General features: G+C 63.8%; 15 protein-coding genes. 3 read left to right on the plus strand and 12 right to left on the minus strand.

Going from position 1 to position 18,672, the window contains the following annotated elements; all coding sequences use genetic code 11:
* Positions 1-32: 32 nt before the first annotated feature.
* Together ACYHH6_RS02935 and ACYHH6_RS02940 are read right to left on the minus strand one after the other, a co-directional pair.
* On the minus strand, positions 33-1,997 hold the full coding sequence (locus ACYHH6_RS02935; RefSeq protein ID WP_352586548.1) for an acyltransferase family protein: 1,965 nt from the start codon (positions 1,995-1,997) through the stop codon (positions 33-35).
* A 103-nt stretch (positions 1,998-2,100) separates the two neighbouring features.
* On the minus strand, positions 2,101-2,709 hold the full coding sequence (locus ACYHH6_RS02940) for a TetR/AcrR family transcriptional regulator (RefSeq protein WP_352586547.1): 609 nt from the start codon (positions 2,707-2,709) through the stop codon (positions 2,101-2,103).
* 108 nt (positions 2,710-2,817) lie between these two features.
* Here ACYHH6_RS02940 and ACYHH6_RS02945 point away from each other — a divergent pair, with 108 nt between their 5' ends.
* The 3 genes from ACYHH6_RS02945 to ACYHH6_RS02955 all read left to right on the plus strand — a co-directional run bounded on the left by ACYHH6_RS02945 (position 2,818) and on the right by ACYHH6_RS02955 (position 7,376).
* Entirely contained in the window at positions 2,818-3,504 is a 687-nt protein-coding gene (locus ACYHH6_RS02945) for a PspA/IM30 family protein (RefSeq protein WP_352586546.1), read from the plus strand.
* Positions 3,505-3,569: 65 nt separating this feature from the next.
* Positions 3,570-3,857 carry a YiaA/YiaB family inner membrane protein gene (locus ACYHH6_RS02950; protein WP_192254861.1) on the plus strand — a complete coding sequence of 96 codons (288 nt, stop codon included), beginning with the start codon at positions 3,570-3,572 and terminating at the stop codon, positions 3,855-3,857.
* 93 nt (positions 3,858-3,950) lie between these two features.
* Positions 3,951-7,376: an acyl-[ACP]--phospholipid O-acyltransferase gene (locus ACYHH6_RS02955; RefSeq protein ID WP_352586545.1), complete on the plus strand. Its 3,426-nt coding sequence runs from the start codon at positions 3,951-3,953 to the stop codon at positions 7,374-7,376.
* Positions 7,377-7,422: 46 nt separating this feature from the next.
* Here ACYHH6_RS02955 and ACYHH6_RS02960 read toward each other — a convergent pair whose 3' ends face one another.
* The 10 genes from ACYHH6_RS02960 to ACYHH6_RS03005 all read right to left on the minus strand — a co-directional run bounded on the left by ACYHH6_RS02960 (position 7,423) and on the right by ACYHH6_RS03005 (position 18,517).
* Positions 7,423-8,628 (minus strand): hypothetical protein, encoded by a 1,206-nt coding sequence (locus ACYHH6_RS02960; protein WP_352586544.1) that lies wholly within the window; start codon positions 8,626-8,628, stop codon positions 7,423-7,425.
* 52 nt (positions 8,629-8,680) lie between these two features.
* A complete protein-coding gene (locus tag ACYHH6_RS02965) occupies positions 8,681-9,631 on the minus strand; it encodes a hypothetical protein (protein WP_352586543.1) in 951 nt (316 codons plus the stop codon).
* Positions 9,632-9,763: 132 nt separating this feature from the next.
* Positions 9,764-11,530 (minus strand): ABC transporter ATP-binding protein, encoded by a 1,767-nt coding sequence (locus ACYHH6_RS02970; RefSeq protein ID WP_352586542.1) that lies wholly within the window; start codon positions 11,528-11,530, stop codon positions 9,764-9,766.
* 163 nt (positions 11,531-11,693) lie between these two features.
* A complete protein-coding gene (locus tag ACYHH6_RS02975; RefSeq protein ID WP_352586541.1) occupies positions 11,694-12,638 on the minus strand; it encodes an acetamidase/formamidase family protein in 945 nt (314 codons plus the stop codon).
* Positions 12,628-14,223 carry an ABC transporter substrate-binding protein gene (locus ACYHH6_RS02980; RefSeq protein ID WP_352586632.1) on the minus strand — a complete coding sequence of 532 codons (1,596 nt, stop codon included), beginning with the start codon at positions 14,221-14,223 and terminating at the stop codon, positions 12,628-12,630. Before ACYHH6_RS02980 ends, ACYHH6_RS02975 begins: the two co-directional genes overlap by 11 nt.
* A gap of 99 nt (positions 14,224-14,322) precedes the next feature.
* Positions 14,323-15,243 (minus strand): ABC transporter permease, encoded by a 921-nt coding sequence (locus ACYHH6_RS02985; protein ID WP_352586540.1) that lies wholly within the window; start codon positions 15,241-15,243, stop codon positions 14,323-14,325.
* Positions 15,240-16,106 (minus strand): ABC transporter permease, encoded by an 867-nt coding sequence (locus tag ACYHH6_RS02990; protein WP_352586630.1) that lies wholly within the window; start codon positions 16,104-16,106, stop codon positions 15,240-15,242. The genes ACYHH6_RS02985 and ACYHH6_RS02990 overlap by 4 nt, the downstream gene beginning before the upstream one ends.
* Positions 16,107-16,125: 19 nt before the next feature.
* Positions 16,126-16,755 carry an ANTAR domain-containing response regulator gene (locus ACYHH6_RS02995; RefSeq protein ID WP_352586539.1) on the minus strand — a complete coding sequence of 210 codons (630 nt, stop codon included), beginning with the start codon at positions 16,753-16,755 and terminating at the stop codon, positions 16,126-16,128.
* Complete coding sequence (locus ACYHH6_RS03000; RefSeq protein ID WP_352557039.1) at positions 16,752-17,846, minus strand: transporter substrate-binding protein; 1,095 nt, start codon at positions 17,844-17,846, stop codon at positions 16,752-16,754. Before ACYHH6_RS03000 ends, ACYHH6_RS02995 begins: the two co-directional genes overlap by 4 nt.
* Before the next feature lie 182 nt (positions 17,847-18,028).
* Positions 18,029-18,517 (minus strand): hypothetical protein, encoded by a 489-nt coding sequence (locus ACYHH6_RS03005; protein ID WP_352586538.1) that lies wholly within the window; start codon positions 18,515-18,517, stop codon positions 18,029-18,031.
* Positions 18,518-18,672: the final 155 nt, after the last annotated feature.

The following is an 18,672-nucleotide window of genomic DNA, read 5'->3' on the forward strand; positions in this document are numbered from 1 at the left end:
AAGCGCGCAGCGCTTTCCTCTCGGGAATTGCGTCAAAGCCCGAGCCTGGGAGCGAGATAGGGCGCGAGCGCAAGCGAATAGGTGGCCGTCAAATGACCATTGTCGCGCCAAACGATCATATTGCCGACAACCGCCGGGCATAGTTCCAGCCCGCACATGGCGTCGGTCATATCGACGACGCGCACATTTTTCTGACCCTCTGCAGCAAGCGCCAACACGTCGTTGAGCTCGGCGTCGCTTCTTTTGGTGAAGCATTTTACAGGCGTGGCGCTCAGGCAATCGCCGGGCTCAAATGCCATCAAGGGCGTGTTGCGGATGACGATGATCCGGGAGCCCGCCTCCGTCAGTCTGCTCCAGACGTCGCGCAGCCCTTCGATCATCAGGTCATCGGGAACCGATCCTGCGTTGGACTGGCTGGTGATAACAGCGAACGGTCTGAGCTTAAGGATTTCGGCCAGCACTTTCTCTCGCCACTCGTAGCAGGATGGATACGGTTTGCCGTCCGACATGGTGGGCGCACGCGCGAATGCGCAGGCGGATTTCGAGAAAGAAACCAGTTTGAATTTGCGGTCCTTGGCGATCTTGTTCAGAGCTGGACCCCATTGGGCCGCGTGAGAATCCCCCACGAGGACGATGGTTTTCGCGCCGGCCGGGTCGCCCAGCACACATCCCACCGGTTTGGCGCCTTTCAGGTTCTGCTGACATCCCGCTGCGAACAAACTCGACACGTCCCGCCTTAGCCTGGCCAACGGCGGCAGCAGGTCCACACCCTCCGGAACCGCGGCGCCGGCCAGCAGAGCGGCGGGCCCAGGATAGGCAAGCGTGCCAATCAGCGTAATGTCGGTGCGTTGCGTCGTCACAAAATGCAGCAGCGCCTCGGATGCCGCCACGCATGCCAAGACCGCGATGGTGCCGTATCCCAGCGGCTTCCACCACGCGCCGCCCCGGGGTTGTCGATAAGGTTGTTCGACATAGCGATAAGACAGGTCCGACAGGACCAGGGTCACCGCAATCAGGCCGACACCACTGGCAAATGTCGGCGAATGGCCCTGTCCCAGGAAGAATGTGATCAGCGGCCAATGCCAGAGATAGATCGAGTATGATCGATCGCCGATGAAACGAAGTGGCCACCAATCGAGTCCACGAAACCGGCCGGCTTGGACTTCGCCAGCCAGGATGACGAGCACGGTGGCCAAGGTTGGCAATATCGCACTGAGGCCAGGGAACGGTGTCGCTGCGGAAAACAGAAAAGCGGATGCGAGGACGCCGGCGATGCCGGCAAGCGCCAGCAGCCGCCTTGCACCCGCTCCCAGCCGAAACCGGCGCTCGCCAAGCACCAGCAGGCCGCCCAGCGCCAGTTCCCACAGGCGGGTGTGACTGACGAAATAGGCCTGGGCGGGATCTGTTTTCGTCAGGATAACCGAGGCGACCAGCGATGCAACGAAAACGAGCGACAATGTCGTCGCCAGGCATCGCCTTAGGGAGAGCTGCCATCGCCGCGCCAGCCAGATCACGCCGATCATGAGCACCGGCCAGACGATGTAGAACTGCTCTTCGATGGAAAGCGACCAGTAATGCTGCACCGGCGTCGGCAGATTGTCGGCGTCGAGATAGCTGACAGCCTGATGGGCCAGGCGCCAGTTCTCGACATAGAGCGCGCTGGCCAGAATCTGCTTGGCGGTTTCCTCCCAGCGCGCCTTGGAAATGAACAGCAGCGTGCCGAGCAGCGTCACCAGAAGCACGAGGATCGCGGCCGGCAGAAGCCTGTGAATCCGTCGCGAATAGAATTCTATCACCGAGACGCGACCGTCGCGCAGCGCCATCTGCGCCAGCAAGCCGGTGATCAGATAGCCCGAGATGACGAAAAAGACGTCGACGCCGATATATCCACCGGGAAGAACATAGGGCCACAGGTGAAAGATGACGACCAGAGTGACGGCCAGTCCGCGCAACCCTTGTATTTCGGGCCGAAACCGACGTTCCTGATTAATTGTCACCTGATGTCCCAAACAGTTTCAGCCGGCCTTAATCAACAGGCCAGTCCGCGCCACGGTCTTCATAAGGGCAGAGAGCGGCGAGGCAAGAGCCGATCGCGGCAGCTCATTCTCTTTCCGTCTCCAGCCCGCTCACCAGCGTGTCGACGAAACCCAGCAGCTCGCTTTCGAGGTCAGTGGGCGCGAGGCCAATGAAGCGGTCTTCGAGCGAGATGGCGACGATGCCGTGGACGGCGGAGAACAGGGTGCGCGCGCGGGCCAGCAGGTCCGGCGTGTCCAACGCGGGCAGCAACTGGGCAAGCGGCTCGACCAGATGCTGGATCAGCACCGCATGTTCGGCCAGGTGCCATTCGGGCACCGCCACGCCTGGCGCCATGCGGTGTTCGAACAGCGCCTTCCATGCCATGCGGTTGTCGCGGGCGAAGCCGAGATAGGCCTTGGCCAGCGCCTTCAGCCTCGCCCTTGGCTCTGCGGCGCCCGTCGCCTCCTGCTGCAAGGCCTCTCCCAGCCGCGCCAGCGTAATCGAATTGACGTGCAGGATGAGCTCGTCGAGGTCGGCAAAGGCGGTGTAGAGCGCACCCAGCGCGCAGCCGGCATCGGCCGTGATGTCGCGTGCGCGCAGCCCGGCGAGCCCCGAGGATTGAATTCGCGCCTGGGCGGCCTCGATCAGCCTGCCCCTGAGATCCTCACGTTTGGCGTCCCGTTTTGCCGTCATTAACCTTCCTCATACGAAATTTATGAACACCGTTCATTTTCCCCTTGAACGTCGTTCACGATGTGTTACGTTGCATTCGTGAACAACGTTCATAGAGGAGAAACGGGAATGTTGAAACAGTTTTTTGCACTCGTTCGCGGCCGCAGCTACGAAGCCGCCGAGGCGGTCGTCGACCGCAACGCGCTGGTGATCTTGCGCCAGCAGATCCGCGATTGCGCCGACGCCATCGCCGCTGCCCGCCGGGCGGTCGCAATTGCCATCGCCCAGAACGAACAGGAAGTCGCGCAGTTCAAGAAACTGGTCGTCCGCATCGACGACCTGGAGAAGCGCACGATCGCCGCGATCGAGCAGGGACAAAATGAACTGGCCCGCGAGGCCGCCGAAACGATCGCCATGCTGGAAGCCGAACGCGATGCCTCCAGCGAGGCGCAGAAAAGCTTCAGCACCGAAATCGAACGGCTGAAGCGGATTATTCGCGTCTCTGAAATGCGCCTGCGTGAATTGCAGCGCGGCCAGCGCATCGTTGCCGCGGTCGACTCGACCCAGCGCCTGCGCGAAAGCGCGCCGGGCTCAAGCCTCTCGGCGCTCAGGGACGCCGAGGAGACGCTGCTGCGCCTGCGCACACGGCAAAAGCAGATCGACGCCACCGCGGCCGCCATGGCCGAGATGGAACAGTCGGGCGATCCGGCCGCGGTCAGCGAAAAGCTCGCGGCCGCCGGCTGCGGCGCACCGCTCAGAAGCAGCGCCGACGCCGTGCTCGAACGGCTGACGAAGACCATGACCAAGCCGGCGTGATTGTATCCGGCCTGAAACAGACCCACGCCCAACCAACCTAACCCTGAAACGAAAGGATTATACCGATGACCCCGAACACCTACTCCCCCAAGGACTCGAGCGCCTGGAAGACCTTCACCATGGCCAGTTTCGTCGTTGCCGCCACGATGATGGCCGGCGGCATCTACTTCATGGAGGCGAGCTTCGCCGCCAAGGGCTTTTACGCCATGGCCGCCATCATGCTCGTGCACACCTCGATCACCATCACCAAGACGTTGCGTGACTCGGAAGAAGCAAGCCGCTTCATCAACCGGCTGGAAGACGCCAAGACCGAGAAGCTGCTGATGGAAGTCAGCCGTAGTAACGAAGTGTAACCGGGTTCCCGCTAAAACAAGGCTCAAACCGCGCAAGACCGCTGATCGATCCCAACAGGATTTCACCGGTCTTGCCCAATGGAAGTCGCCGCTATGGAAATCGCCCCGATCAACCGTCCCACAGCTCATCTGATGACATCCCGGCGCTTTGCGCCTTTGTTCTGGACGCAGTTCCTGTCCGCCTTCAACGATAATTTCCTGAAGAACACGCTGGTGTTTCTTATTCTGTTTACGCTGGCGGCGGATCAGGCGGCGTCTCTGGTCACTCTGGCGGGCGCCGTCTTCATGGCCCCCTTCCTGCTTCTGTCGGCGCTTGGCGGTGAGATCGCCGATCGCTTCGACAAGGCGCTTATCGCCAAGCGTCTGAAATTCGCCGAGATCGCCGCGGCGGGTGTCTCTGTCGTCGGCATCGCGCTGTCGTCCATTCCCGTGCTGATGGTGGCGCTCTCGATGTTCGGCATCATCTCGGCGCTGTTCGGGCCGATCAAATACGGCATCCTGCCCGATCACCTCGAGCGCAAGGAACTGCCCAAGGCCAACGCCTGGATCGAGTCCGCCACCTTTGCCGCCATCCTCGGTGGCACCATTGCCGGCGGCGTTGTTTCCGCCGATGGCATCGGTGTCACAGTGTTCGGACCGATCATGATGGCGCTCGCCGTCGGCTGCTGGCTCGTCAGCCGCTACATCCCATCCACCGGTTCGGCGGCGCCTGACCTCGTCATCGACAGGAACATCTTCCGCTCGACCTGGCGTCAGGTTGCCGAGTTGCGCGCCGACATGCGCATCTGGCGCGCCGGCCTGATGACCTCGTGGTTCTGGCTGATCGGCGCCATCGTGCTGTCGATCCTGCCGACCCTGGTCAAGGATTCGCTCGGCGGCAACGAGATGGCGGTCACCGTCTATCTCGCGGTCTTCGCCGTCTCGATCGCCATCGGCTCGGCCATCGCCGCCTGGATGTCGCAGGGCCGCATCGTGCTTCTGCCGGCACCGGTCGGCACGTCGCTGCTGGCGCTGTTCGGCCTGCATCTGGCCTGGACGATCTGGAGCATGACGCCTTCGCCCCAGGCAGAAACCCTTGGTGCATTCTTCGCTGGCCCGAACACGATCCGGGTCGCGATCGACCTCGCCGGCATGGCCATCGCAGCCGCCTTCCTGGTGGTGCCGACCTTCGCCGCCGTGCAAGCTTGGTCGCCCGAGGCGCGCCGTGCCCGTGTCGTCGCCGCGGTCAGCATCGTCAATGCCGGCTTCATGACGGTCGGCGGCATTATTGTCGCCTTGATCCAGACCAAAGTCTCCACCGGCGGCATTCTGTTCGGCCTCGCCGCGGCCAATGCGATTGCTGCCTGGCTGATGCTGAAATTCCTGCCGACGAGCCCCTTCCGCGATTTCGTCTCCATCCTGTTCCGGGCCTTCCTCCGCCTGGAGGTCGAGGGCATGGACAACCTCAAGGCGGCCGGCAAGGCGCCGATCCTGGCGCTCAACCATGTCAGCTTCCTCGACGGTCCGCTGGCGCTGACGCTGACCGATGAGGAGCCGGTCTTCGCCATCGACTACACCATCGCCCAGGCCTGGTGGATGAAGCCGTTCATGAAACTTGCCCGCGCTTTGCCGCTCAATCCGGCCAAGCCGATGTCCACCCGCACGCTGATCAAGGTCGTGCAGGGTGGCGACCCGCTGGTCATCTTCCCGGAGGGCCGCATCACCGTTACCGGCGGCCTGATGAAGGTCTATGACGGCGCCGCCATGGTCGCCGACAAGACCGGCTCGATGGTTGTGCCGGTGCGTATCGACGGGCTGGAGAAGACCTACTTCTCGCGGCTGAGCTCGCAGCATGTGCGCCGCCGCCTGTTCCCAAAGGTCAAGGTGACCATTCTGGAGCCGGTCAAGCTCGAAGTGCCGCAAGAACTGAAGGGCCGCAAGCGCCGCGCCGCGGCCGGGTCTGCCCTCTATCAGGTGATGTCGGACCTCGTCTTCCGCACCCAGGACATTGACAAGACAGTGCTGGAAAAGATCATCCAGACCGCCACCGAACGCGGCATGAGAGAGCTCGCCGTGCAGGACCCGGTCACCGGTTCGCTGAGCTACGGCAAGCTGCTGACGGCTGCGGCCGTGCTTGGCGAGAAATTCAAGAACCTCTACGCCGGCCAGCAGACGCTCGGCATCATGCTGCCCAACGCCAACGGCTCCTGCGCGACGCTGCTCGGCGTCATGTCTTCCGGCAAGGTTCCGGCGATGATGAACTTCACCGCCGGCGCCGCCAACATCCTCTCCGCCTGCAAGGCCGCCGAGGTGAAGACCGTGCTCACCTCGCGCGCCTTTATCGAACAGGCAAAACTCGACGCCGTGGTCGAGGAGCTCGGCCGGTCGGTGAACATCGTCTGGCTCGATGATTTGCGCGCCACCATTGGCCTCAAGGACAAGCTCCTGGGCCTGCTGCGCAAAAGCACGCCGCGCGTTGCCCGCAAGCCCGACGATCCTGCGGTGATCCTGTTCACCTCGGGTTCGGAAGGCACGCCCAAGGGCGTGGTGCTTACCCACCGCAACATCCTGGCCAATGCCGCCCAGGCGGCGTCGCGCATCGACTTCCACTCGGGCGACAAGGTCTTCAACGTGCTGCCGATCTTCCATTCCTTCGGCATGACGGCGGGCACCGTACTGCCGCTGATCTCGGGCGTGCCGGTCTATTTCTACCCCTCACCGCTGCACTACCGCCTCGTGCCCGAACTGATCTACGGCTCGAACGCGACGATCATTTTCGGCACCGATACGTTCCTCTCAGGCTATGCCCGCACCGCGCACCCCTACGACTTCCGGTCGATACGCTATTGTTTTGCCGGCGCAGAACCGGTCAAGGCAGCGACGCGCATGACCTATATGGAGAAGTTCGGCGTGCGCATCCTCGAGGGCTATGGCGTCACCGAAACAGCGCCGGTGATCTCGATCAACACGCCGATGTACAACCGCTCCGGAACCGTCGGCAAGATCATGCCCGGCATGGAATATCGCCTCGACCCGGTGCCTGGCGTCGACGATGGCGGCCGGCTGTTCGTGCGCGGACCCAATGTCATGGCCGGCTATCTCCGAGCCGAGAAACCCGGCGTGCTCGAGCCGCTCGAAGACGGCTGGCATGACACGGGCGACGTCGTCGCCATCGACGAGGGTGGCTTCATCACCATTCGCGGCCGCGCCAAGCGTTTTGCCAAGATCGGCGGTGAGATGATCTCGCTGGCGGCTGTCGAAGCGCTGGCCGGAGAATTGTGGAAGGGCTCGCTGTCGGCGGTCGCGACCGTGCCCGACGCACGCAAGGGCGAAAAGCTGATCCTCATCACCGAGGCACCCGGCGCGGCCCGTGCGGACTTCCTGGCTTTCGCCAAGGCCAATGGCGCCATGGATTTGATGGTGCCGGCCGAGGTGCGGGTCGTCTCAAAAGTGCCGGTGCTCGGCTCCGGCAAGCTCGACTTCGCCGCCGTCACCAAGATGGTCCGAGACGAAGAGGCCTTGAAGACCAAGGCCGCCTGATCCACTCACAAGACGGGTCGGCACAAAACGCCGGCCCTTCTTGTCGTCACGTCACGGCCTCCCGCTGCGCGATCAGCATGGCCATGCGCTGCACGGCGCGCAATTCCATTTCCACGCCGGGCGACGATGCCATCGCCGGCATGTTGAGCGCGACCACGGCCAACGGGTCGAGTGTCGCCAGCAGCACATGCGTCGCCTCGTATTTCTCGAACAGCCATGCCAGCTGCTCGCGTATGTCCTCGTCCACGGGGGCATCCGGCTGCACGTCGGCGAGCGAGCGCACCGGCGCCTGTTCCAGCGCCCGCGCCAGCACCTTCAGGTCGAAATCGCCGAGGTCGGCGGCCGGCAGGATCAGCGCGCCGTCGACGAGGATATGGTGCTGCAGGCCGCGCAGGAAGCGCGCGGAATCCGTCAGGTCGCCCTCGGCCATGTGCTTCAGCAGCGAGTCGCGGCGTTTTTCGGCGGTGAGGCTGACGCTGTCATTGTAGATGACGGCCAGCAGCGTCGCCGACAGCACGATCACCACGCCCTGCACGCTGCCGCGCCAGCCGAGATCATCAATGCCGCCCAGCGCCAGCCCGGCAAACACCGAGCTCAGCGCGATGACGGCAAAGGCGCCGATCGTGTCGCGGTGGCCGAGGCTCGCCCGTCCGAGACCAATGGTCAGCCAGCACAGGAACAGGATGGCGATGCCGCCGAGCCGCACCGGCACTTCGAACAGGCCGGGCCGATAGTCGGTGACCATGAACGGAAGGATCAGCAGCAGCGACAGCGCCATGCGCTCCACGGTGCGGTTCTCGGCCGCCGACAGGCTGTCGCGATCGCGCGTCATCACCAGCCAGCCGATGGCGACAAAACCACCGAACTGGAAGGCCAGAAGCATCGCCATCCGCCATGGCTCTGCAAGGCTTTCCGGGATCAGAGCCAGCAGGAGGAACAGCAGGGCGCCACTTGCGGCGAAGAATTTAAGCGCAAACGGCGCATGCCGGCGCAGCAAGCCCTCAGTCAGCAAAAGAGCGGCCAGCGGCAGCAGGCCCGCTGCCGCGATGGTGACGAAGCGGAAGAGGGCGAGGCCGGTCGTCCAGTCCAGAATGCGGCAGGCGAGCAGCACCGCCAGCACACGCAACCCAAACAGGAAGCGGCGCGACAACCCATCGTCGCGCCCGCCGACGACCGATATCACGATCAGCAGGCCGAACAGCGCCGCCAGCGAGGTGATGGTGTCGGCGACGAGTGTGTCGTCGAAACTCATGGCTCCGCTGCCATCAGCTTGAGCGTGAAACGGCGTACCGCATCTGAGGCCGCTAGCGTGTCCATGGTCTCAGCACATTCCATTGCCGGCTCGAATCCGCCCAGTGAACCACCGGCAGCACCAGCCGCTGCAGCGTGGCGGCGGCACCCGCCACGGCAAGGGCGGCAAGCGAGCCGCGCGGCACCGCGTCGGCGAGATAGGTGCGCGCCGCCTGGAAACTCATCTGGCCGATTTGTAGCATGTCATCGCCGCGCCCATAGTCGAGCTCTTTCTGGCAGAACTCGTTATAGGTCTCGACGCGGTGCTTGGCCGCCTCGTCGAAGGTTTTTTTCAGATCGTCCGAGCCGCCTGTATAGGCATTGGTGATGACGAAGCGCTCTTCGTCGAAACCCGCTTCCGGGCCAACGCCGAAGACATGGCGGTGGCGCGCCATGATCTGCCGCGCCAAAAGCACATGGGTCAGCGAGCGCCGTGCGCCGGCATGCGGTCCGGGAAATACATTGGTGAAGGCTTCGGCGACCATGCCGACGACGGCGGGCACCTGGGTGACGTTGGAGATCCAGATCGGCCGCAGCTGGTTGCGCAGGAACATCAGGAAGCAGGTCAGGCCGTAGAGGATCCAGCTCAGCCCCCGGCTGCGCTCGTCCGGATCGACCATGACGAGGCCGAGGTGCAGGACCTCATACGGCTTGCCGGCCAGTGAAATCTCCATCAGCGCCAGCGCGTTGAAGGCGATCGGCCGCCCGTCGCTGCGCCGGTAGACGATGGTGATGATGGAATGTTCCAGCCGGCTGCGATCGCCGGAAAACACGCCATAGGTCAGGCTGCCGGCCTTCAGCGTCGTCGACGCCACCAGCCGCAGATCGCTGCTCAGCTGCTCCAGATCGGCCGCCGTCATCCAGCGCCCAGGCCGCTCCACGACGCGCGTCTCGTAGCCGTCGGACACGCGCATACGCACATCCATGAACCGACCCGGCAGCAGCTGCAGAACCGCCTTCAGCACTGTTTCCCCCTGAGGCCAAGCCAACCAGTATAATCCCTCCCGCCGCCTAAGGCGTGGTAAACCCGAATACAGCAATGCCTGGTTGTGCCCAACAAGGTAAAAGAATAGCTCCAATCGCCGACCAGTGCGGGCTCAGCTTTCCGCAGCGACGAGATGGCCGTTGCCGACATCGTTCAGCGCCAGCTTCAGCGGCGCTTCGCCGATCTTGCGGGTCGCGCTCGGTATCTCCTGGTCGAGGCGGGCGAATCGGCTTCTGCGCTGCGCCGGGTCTGGCACCGGCACGGCTTCGATCAGCCGCCTGGTGTAGGGATGGCGCGGGTTGGAAAACACCTGGTCGCGTGTGCCCATTTCGACGATCTGGCCGAGATACATGACGGCGACGCGATCGGAGATGTTCTCGACCACCGCCATGTCATGCGAGATGAAGAGATATGCGACGCCGAATTCGCGCTGCAATTCCTTCAGCAGGTCGAGCACGCGCGCTTGTACCGAGACGTCGAGCGCCGAAACGCTTTCATCGGCGATGATCAGCTTTGGCCGCAGCGCCAGCGCCCGTGCAATGCAGACGCGCTGGCGCTGACCGCCGGAGAATTCATGCGGATAGAGCTCCATCTGGTCGGCCGACAGGCCGACGCGCTCGAATAGCACTGCCACGCGATCGCGGCGCTCGTCCTTCGAGGCGATGCCGTGGATCACCAAGGGCTCGGCGACGAGATCGCCGACACGCATGCGCGGATCGAGCGAGGCGAACGGGTCCTGGAAAATCATCTGCACGTCGCGGCGCACCGCCTTGCGCTCGACGCGGCCGAGACCGGAAAGATTGCGCCCGCCAATAACGATGTCACCGCTATACGGCACCAGCCCTGCCAGCGCTTTGGCGGTGGTCGACTTGCCGCAACCCGATTCGCCGACCAGCGCCAGCGTCTCGTTGGGCGCGATCGAGAAGCTGACGCCTTCGACGGCGTGGACGCGGCGGGTGACCTGGCCAAAGATGCCTCCGCGCAGATCGAAACGGACATGCAAGCCGTTGACCTCGGCGACATTGGCCGGTTTTGAGGCTTCAAGCACATCCCTGGATTTCTGCCGCCCGACGCCGCTGCCGATGCGCGGCACGGCGGCCAGCAGTTCGCACGTGTAATCGGCCTGCGGTCGGGCAAAGATATCAGCGGTCTTGCCCTCCTCGACCATGCGGCCATGCCGCATGATGATGACGCGGTCGGCCATTTCGGCGACCACGCCCATATCGTGGGTGATCAAGATGACACTGGTGCCGTGCTGACGCTGCAGGTCGCGCAACAGTTCCAGCACCTCGCCCTGCACGGTGACGTCGAGCGCCGTCGTCGGTTCGTCGGCGATCAGCACATCGGGCTCGAGCGCCAGCGCCATGGCGATCATCACCCGCTGGCGCATGCCGCCGGACAGCTCATGCGGAAACTGTTTTAGCCGGCTTTCGGCTTCAGAGATGCGCACCGCCTTGAGCGCTTCGATGGCGCGCTGGCGGGCCTCGGCCTGCGACAGGCTGGTATGCGCCTCGATGGATTCGGTCAGCTGCCGACCGATCGACAGCACCGGGTTGAGCGAGGTCATCGGCTCTTGGAAGATCATGGCGATGCGGTCACCGCGGATGCGCCGCATCTGGCGCTCGTCGAGGGTTGCCAGATCGGTGTCGCCGAGATGGATCTTGCCGGACGAAATACGCGCAGCCGGCTGCGGCAGGAGTTGCATGATCGCCAGTGCGGTCATTGACTTCCCGGAGCCAGACTCGCCGGCAATGCAGAGTGTCTCGCCACGCGCCAGCGTCAGCGACAGGTTGGAGACAACCTCCCGCTCACCGTCCTCGCCACGCACGCTGACGGAGAGGTTGGCGATGTCGAGGATTGTTTCGGGGATCGAGGTCATCGCAAGAGCGGGGTTCTGAGAAGTTTATTCCGGCACGCCCCCCACCCGGACCTTCGGTCCGACCTCCCCACAAGGGGGAGGTAGGGCGCCGGCGCTTCACCCTCCCGCTTGTGGGGAGGGTCGCTGCGAAGCAGCGGGGTGGGGGTGCGGCGCCGACCCAAGATCATTCAAACACGCAGCGCGGGAAGTAGAACGACACCACCCAGTTCGGCATGTCGACAATCTCGCTGATGCGGAGATCGCCGCAGACCGAGGCCAGCATATAGGCCTCGACCGGGTCTATTCCGTAGCGGCCCGCGAGCAGGTCGACCATCTGCGCGACCGCCTCCTTCGCACCCATCATCAGGTCTGGGCCGATGCCGGTCGTTACCTCATAACCCTTGGCGTCGAGATGGCGCGTCACCGGGCCCGACGTGGTGAAGCGCGGCGTCTTCAGCCTGGCGTCCTTGACCAGATCGAGCTTGAGCACGACGTCCATCGGGCTTTCGATCGCCGTGCCACAGACCTCGCCGTCGCCTTGCGCGGCATGCGTATCACCAACCGAGAACAGCGCACCCGCCACTTCCACCGGCAGATAGAGTGTGGTGCCGGCGGCGAGGTCGCGGATGTCGAGATTGCCGCCGACGCGCCGCGGCGGCACCACCGAGTGAAGCCCCACCTCAGCCGGGGCGTTGCCGATGGTGCCGGCGAAAGGCTTCAGCGGCACGCGCGCATTTTTACCGAACAGCGCCGGCTCGAGCGAGGCGGCGTCGTATTTCCAGATGTTCAGCGCCGGCTCTGTAAAATCCTCGGCAAGCAGGCCGAAACCCGGAATGTTCGCCGTCCAGCCGAAGCCGGACGGTTTGAACATTTCGATCGTCACCTTCAGCGCATCGCCCGGCTCCGCACCCTCGACGAAGATCGGTCCGGTCACCGGGTTGACCTTTTCGAAGTCGAGCTTGGCGACGTCGGCGACCGTGCTGTCGGCCTGAAGCTGGCCGCCCCCTGCATCGAGGCACTGGAACTCGATGGTCGCGCCGGGCGCCACCCGCTCGGCCGGGACAAACGAATTGTCCCAGCCGAAATGGTGATGGCGCCCGTGGATGGTGTAGTCGCAGTTACTGCACATCTTTTACGTACACATTGTCATAGTTGATCGGGATATGGACCGGGTCGACATAGAGGTTGTCGGCGCCGCCCATGCGGGCCGATTTGAGCGTGAAACGCTGCTCGTTGAAGATCGGCGCCCAAGGTGCGTCCTCCATCACCTTGTCGTAGATGGCGCTCCACATCTTGTCGCGTTCGCCGGCCTTTGCCGGGTCGACCACCGAGTCGGCCTCGGCCGCCTTGGCGTCGAGATCCTTGTTGCAATACCACGACCAGTTCCAGCCGCCGGGCACCGCGCCGGCGCAGCCGAGGATCGGGCCGTAGAAGTTCGACGGATCCGGGAAGTCGGCGATCCAGGCCATACCGCCGGACCAGATCATCGGCGCGCCGGCCTTGTCGCCGCCGGCCGCAATGACATTGGCCTGTGCCAGCGACTGGATGCTGGCCTTGATGCCGATCGCCGCCAGATCCTGCTGGATCGCCTGGGCGATGCGCGGGTTGGGGTCGGTGTTCATGGCGAACAATTGCGTTTCGAAGCCATCGGGATGGCCGGCCTCGGCCAGCAGCGCCTTGGCCTTGGCGACGTCATAGGGATAGCCCTTGTAGTCCTTGTTGTAGCCGGGCATCGACGGTGGCAGCGGCTGGTTGGCGGGCACGGCGCGGTTGTTGATGATCTGCACGACGCGCGCCTTGTTGATCGCCATGTTGACGGCCTGGCGCACCTTCACATTGTCGAATGGCGCCATGGTGGTGTTCATGGTGACATAGCCGGTCTGCAGCTGGCCGCCTTCGACGACGCGCGCCTTCTGTTCGGGATCGGCCATCACCTCCTGGAACTTGGCCGGCGGAATGACGTCGCCAAGCACGTCGACCTCGCCCTTCTGCAGACGCAACAGCGCCACGATCGGCTCCTGGCCGATCTCGAAGGTGATCTTGTCGAGATGCGGCAGGCCCTTGTGCCAGTAATCCGCATTGCGCTCGAAGACGAGCCGCTGTCCAAGTGTCCACTCAGTGAGTTTAAAGGCGCCAGTACCGACCGGATGCCTGCCGAAATCGGCGCCGTATTTCTCGACCTCTTCCTTCGGCACGACATGAGCGAAGTTGATAGCCATGACATGCAGGAAGGTGGCATCCGGACGGGTCAGCTCGAACTTGACGGTATAGGGGTCGACGACGGTGACGCCGGACAGGCTTGTCGCCTTGCCGGCAGCGACATCGTCATAGCCCTTGATCGAACCGAAGAAGCCGGCACCGGGGCTCTGCGTCTTCGGATTGGTGACGCGGTCGAGCGAGTACTTCACGTCGTCGGCCGTCATCTCGCGACCATTGTGGAACTTCACGCCGTGGCGAAGCTTGAAGGTGAATGTCTTGCCGTCCGGCGCGATCTCGTAGCTTTCGGCGAGGTCGGGCTTCAAATTGGTGGTGCCCGGCTCGTAGTCCATCAGCCCGTCGAACAGGCTCTTGATCATCGACCAATTCTGCCAATCATAGCCAATCGCCGGATCGAGGGTGGCGACATCGTCCTTATAGGTGACGATGATGGCGCCACCTTGCTTGGCGTTGGGGTCGACCGCGTCTTCGGCGCGGACGCTTGCCATGCCGAGCATGAGCGCCAGCCCCGATGCCGCGACGGTGGATGCAAGAAACTTTTTCATTGTTGTGTTCCCTTTCTCTGTTTGTTTTTCATTTTCATCTGAGCTTGATGATCATCTGAGTTTGATACGGGGATCGATGAAGGGCGCGATGATGTCGGCCAAGAGATTGCCGAGCACGATGGCGAAGGCCGACACCAGCGTGACGCCCATGATGATCGGAATGTCGACGCGCTGGATCGCCTGCCACGCCAGCTGGCCGATGCCGGGCCAGCCGAACACGCTTTCGACGACGACGATGCCGCCCATGAAGATGCCGATGTCGATGCCGATCATGGCGATGACAGGCAGGATGGCGTTGGGCAGCGCGTGGCGGAAAATGATGGCGCTGCGCGCCAGACCCTTGGCGCGGGCGGTGCGGACATAGTCCTGGCGCAGCACGTCGATCATCGACGAGCGCATCATGCGCGCATACCAGCCAGCGCCGAGTATGCCCATGGTCAGCGACGGCAGCACGAGATGCCGCCAGGTGCCGTAGCCGCCGATCGGAAACCAACTCAGCCGCACCGCAAAGACGTAGAGCAGCAACAGCCCGACGACGAATTGTGGCGCCGAGACGCCGACGAAGGAAGCGACCATCAAGGTCTGGTCGGTGGCGGTGCCGCGCTTGACGGCGGCGATCAGGCCCATGCTCAGGCCGATCAGCAATTCGCACAGGATGGCGCCGACCATCAAAAGCAGGCTTGCCGGCAGACGCGAGACGATGAGCTCTGTGACTTCGGAGCGCTGGATGTAGGAGCGGCCGAGATCACCGCTGATGAGCTTGGTGAGATAGTGCCAGTACTGAACGACGAAAGGCTGGTCGAGGCCGAGTTGCTGGCGGATGTTTTCCACCGTCTGCGGTGTGGCGCTGCGGCCGGCGATCTGGCGCACCGGGTCGGCCGGCAAGAGGTAGAGCAGCGCAAAGGTGATCAGCGAGACGCCGAGCAGGATCAGCAGCGACTGGATCAGGCGGCGGCCGAGATAGGCGATCATGCCCGGCCTCTTTGCGTCGGATCGAGGATGTCGCGCAGCGCATCGCCGATCAGGTTGAAGGCCAGCGCCAGCGCCAGGATCGCCGCACCGGGGATGAACACCAGCCAGGGTGCGGCCTGGAAATAGGTCTGGTTTTCGAAAATGATGTTGCCCCACGACGCCGTTGGTGGCTGCACGCCAATGCCGAGGAAGGAGAGAGTCGCTTCCAGCAGCACCGTGGTCGAGATGCCGAGCGTGCCCCAGACGATGATGGTCGGCAGGAGATGCGGCAGGATGTGGCGAAACAGGATGCGCGGCGCTCCGGCGCCGATGGTGCGTTCAGCGTCGATGAATTCACGCTCAGCGAGTGAGGATGTTTCGGTGTAGATGACGCGCGCGGTCTGCACCCAGTTGACCAGCGCGATGACCATGGCGACGATCCACAGGCTCGGCTGGAATACCGCCGCCAAGCAGATGGCGAGCAGCAGGGCCGGGAACGCCATCATCAGATCGGTGAAGCGCATCAGCGCGCTGCCGACCCAGCCGCGGAAATAGCCGGCGGTGACGCCGACCAGCGTGCCGATCAGAAGCGCCACGCCATTGGCGACAATGCCGATGATCAGCGAGGTGCGGGCGCCGTAGAGGATGCGGGTCAGCAGGTCGCGGCCGAGCAGGTCGGTGCCGAGCCAGTACTGGGCGCTCGGCGGTAAGGGCGACCCCTCGATGGTCAGGCCATCGAACATCTGCTCGTTGGGATCGTAGCCGGTCAGCCACGGCGCCAGGATGGCGCCGGCGACGACGACGGCAACGATGACCAGCCCGAGCAGCGCCAGCCGGCGTTTGATCAGCCGGCGCCAGACGCCGGCGCGCGGCTTGACCGGCATGCGCACAGGCGTCGGGAAATCAGGCGCGATAGGACTGGTCATCGCCGCCTTCTTCACCCGTTACTTCCTCGCCCGTTCCTTCCTCACTTGTCATCGCCACGATCCGGCGCGCTGCATCCTCGACACTGATCTGCCAGCTCATCGCCAGCGAGCGCAGCTGCGCATAGGCGCGCTCGTCGTCGCTGCCCTTCGACAGCGCCGCCACCGCCCGCACGATGGTCTGGCGCTCGGCGACGCGCTGGCGCAGCGACGCAATTTCGCCGGCTAAATGTTTTCGCGCCTCGAAACTCTGCCTCGCGATCAGAAGCGCGCTGTACACACCGGCATTGCCGACCGGCTTCAAGAGTTGCGCATCGGCCTTGTGCGACAGCGCCCATTCGATACGGCCCGGCGCCTCCGAACCGATCAGCGCCACCAACGGCATCGGCGCCTCGCCCGCTTTCCACGGAAATTGCTCGTCAAAGCCGAGATCGGCGTCGAAGAAGACGAAATCGGCCGCCAGCGCCCCAGCCGGCAATTCCGGCCAGCAGTCGACAGTGATCAGGCCGATGGCCGACAATTGCCGGGTGATCGCCTGCACCGTCGGGTGCGGTCGATGCAGGATGAAGGCCCTGGCGCCGCCAAGATTGGGGATGCGCGCCCTGGTCACGACACCACCCTCAGGCGCGGACGGCCGAACGTTTTTGCCGGATCGTAGCGGGACAGATACGGATCCGGCGCCACCTCATCCTCGCGACTGACGACCTCAAAGAAGCCGTCGGCGATCCGGCCGATGATCACCGGCAGTGTCGCGTGCTGGGAATGGGCGTCAATGGCGATCGGCCCGAGCCGCGTCGGGAAGCGCCGCTCGGCGAAGGCTTTCGAGAACTCCGCCGGACCGGCGTCGGCGTCGCGCGACAGCACCTCTGCCATCACTTGCACCGAGGCATAGGCGGAAGCCTCGAAGGACGAGGCGAAGGCAGCCGGCCGCGGCGCGAAATACGGCCCGACCGACAAATGTCCCTTGCCGGTTTCGCCGATCGCCGGCAGTTCGCCCTCGGTGAGGTTGCAGGAAATGACCGGGCAGTTTTCCGGCCTGAACGCCGCATCCTCGTCGCCCAGATCGCGATAGGCGGCGAGGAAGGCATAGGACGAGGTGCCGATCAGATTGTTGAGGATGAAATTCGGCCGCGTTGCCCGTATTTCTGCGATCAACCGCGACACATCGGTCTCGCCGATGCGCAGATAGCGTTCGCCCAGCACCTTGCCGCCGGCATCCGCGATCAGGTCGCGCGCCACGCGGTTCATCTCCCAGCCCCAGATGTAGTTCGAGCCGAGCAGGAAGCCGTTGGCGCCGAAGCGAGGCACGACATGCGCCATCAGCGGCACTAGGTGCTGGTTGGGGCAAGCGTGCATGTAAACGACGTGCTCGTTGGCCTCGAAGCCCTCATAGGGGCAGGCATACCAGAGCATGCCGCCCGCCTTCTCCAGCACGGGGATGGTCTCCTTGCGGCTCCACGAGGTGACGCAGCCCACGACATGGCGGGCGCTGCTGGTCCTGAAAATGTCTTCGCACAGCGTCGCGTAGCGATCGGCATTGCTTTGCGGATCGCGCTCGACCGGCACCAGTTCGATGCCCGAGCTGCGGTCGGCATTGATGTCGGCAATGGCGCGCATGGCGCCCATCCGGCACGCATCGGAGACCAGCTGATAGCTGCCCGAGCGCGAATAGAGGATGCCGATCTCGATACGCCGTTTCAAACTGGACCCCAGAAATGACAATGCCCCGCAGCCAGCACCGCAGGGGCGAGGCATACGAGGCATATTTGCCGCCCGGCGATCAGGGCCGGTATTTCGCCTTAGCGTATTCGCTCCGGCGGGTCAGTCAAGCCCTTACCGACGTCGACATGCAACGCCACGGCTCGCCAATCAGCCGTGACCAGCTATCTGGCTGTCGCTCTTTGACTGTGTTGGCGGGCATAGGCCACACAGGCGTCCACCGTACTGACACAAAGCGCGTCCCGTCTGTTCGGCAAATTGTTGTCGCCCGCGTAGGCGACTTCGGCGACGCGGCCGTTGGCCATGCGAATTTGCGTGTCGCAATAACCGCCGGGAGCGACATTGACGGAGCCGCCGACCGCCGGGATCGCGCCTACCGCCATGGTTGGGACGGCAATGCTGAGATTGCCGCGCTGAACGACGCGCTTGTAGGTCCAGATCTGGCCAGACCCGCCAACGTCTGCGGTGGCGGTCGGAAACCCCGCGCACATCCGGACGTCGGCTTCGCTGAGGCCGACCATCTCCTTGCGGGCCGCCGCCGCCGTGGGGTCAACCTTGGCGATGCGTGATGTATCGTCGGGAATGACGCAGGAAGACTGGACGCCGACGACAAGAACAGGAAGGGCAAGCTTTCTAATACAGGAAAATGTCATACCGATTGTCGGATTTGCAATGCGCCCGGCCACGCTCTTTACCTAGGCAAACAGGCTAGCGGTTCAACCCGTTCAGCTTCACGAAAAGGTGGCCGAGCAAGGCGAGGTATCGGAGTCGCCATCCTTCCGCTTGCCATGGTGCTGATCGTGCGCGG

The sequence above is a fragment of the Mesorhizobium sp. P171375 genome (assembly GCF_057786075.1).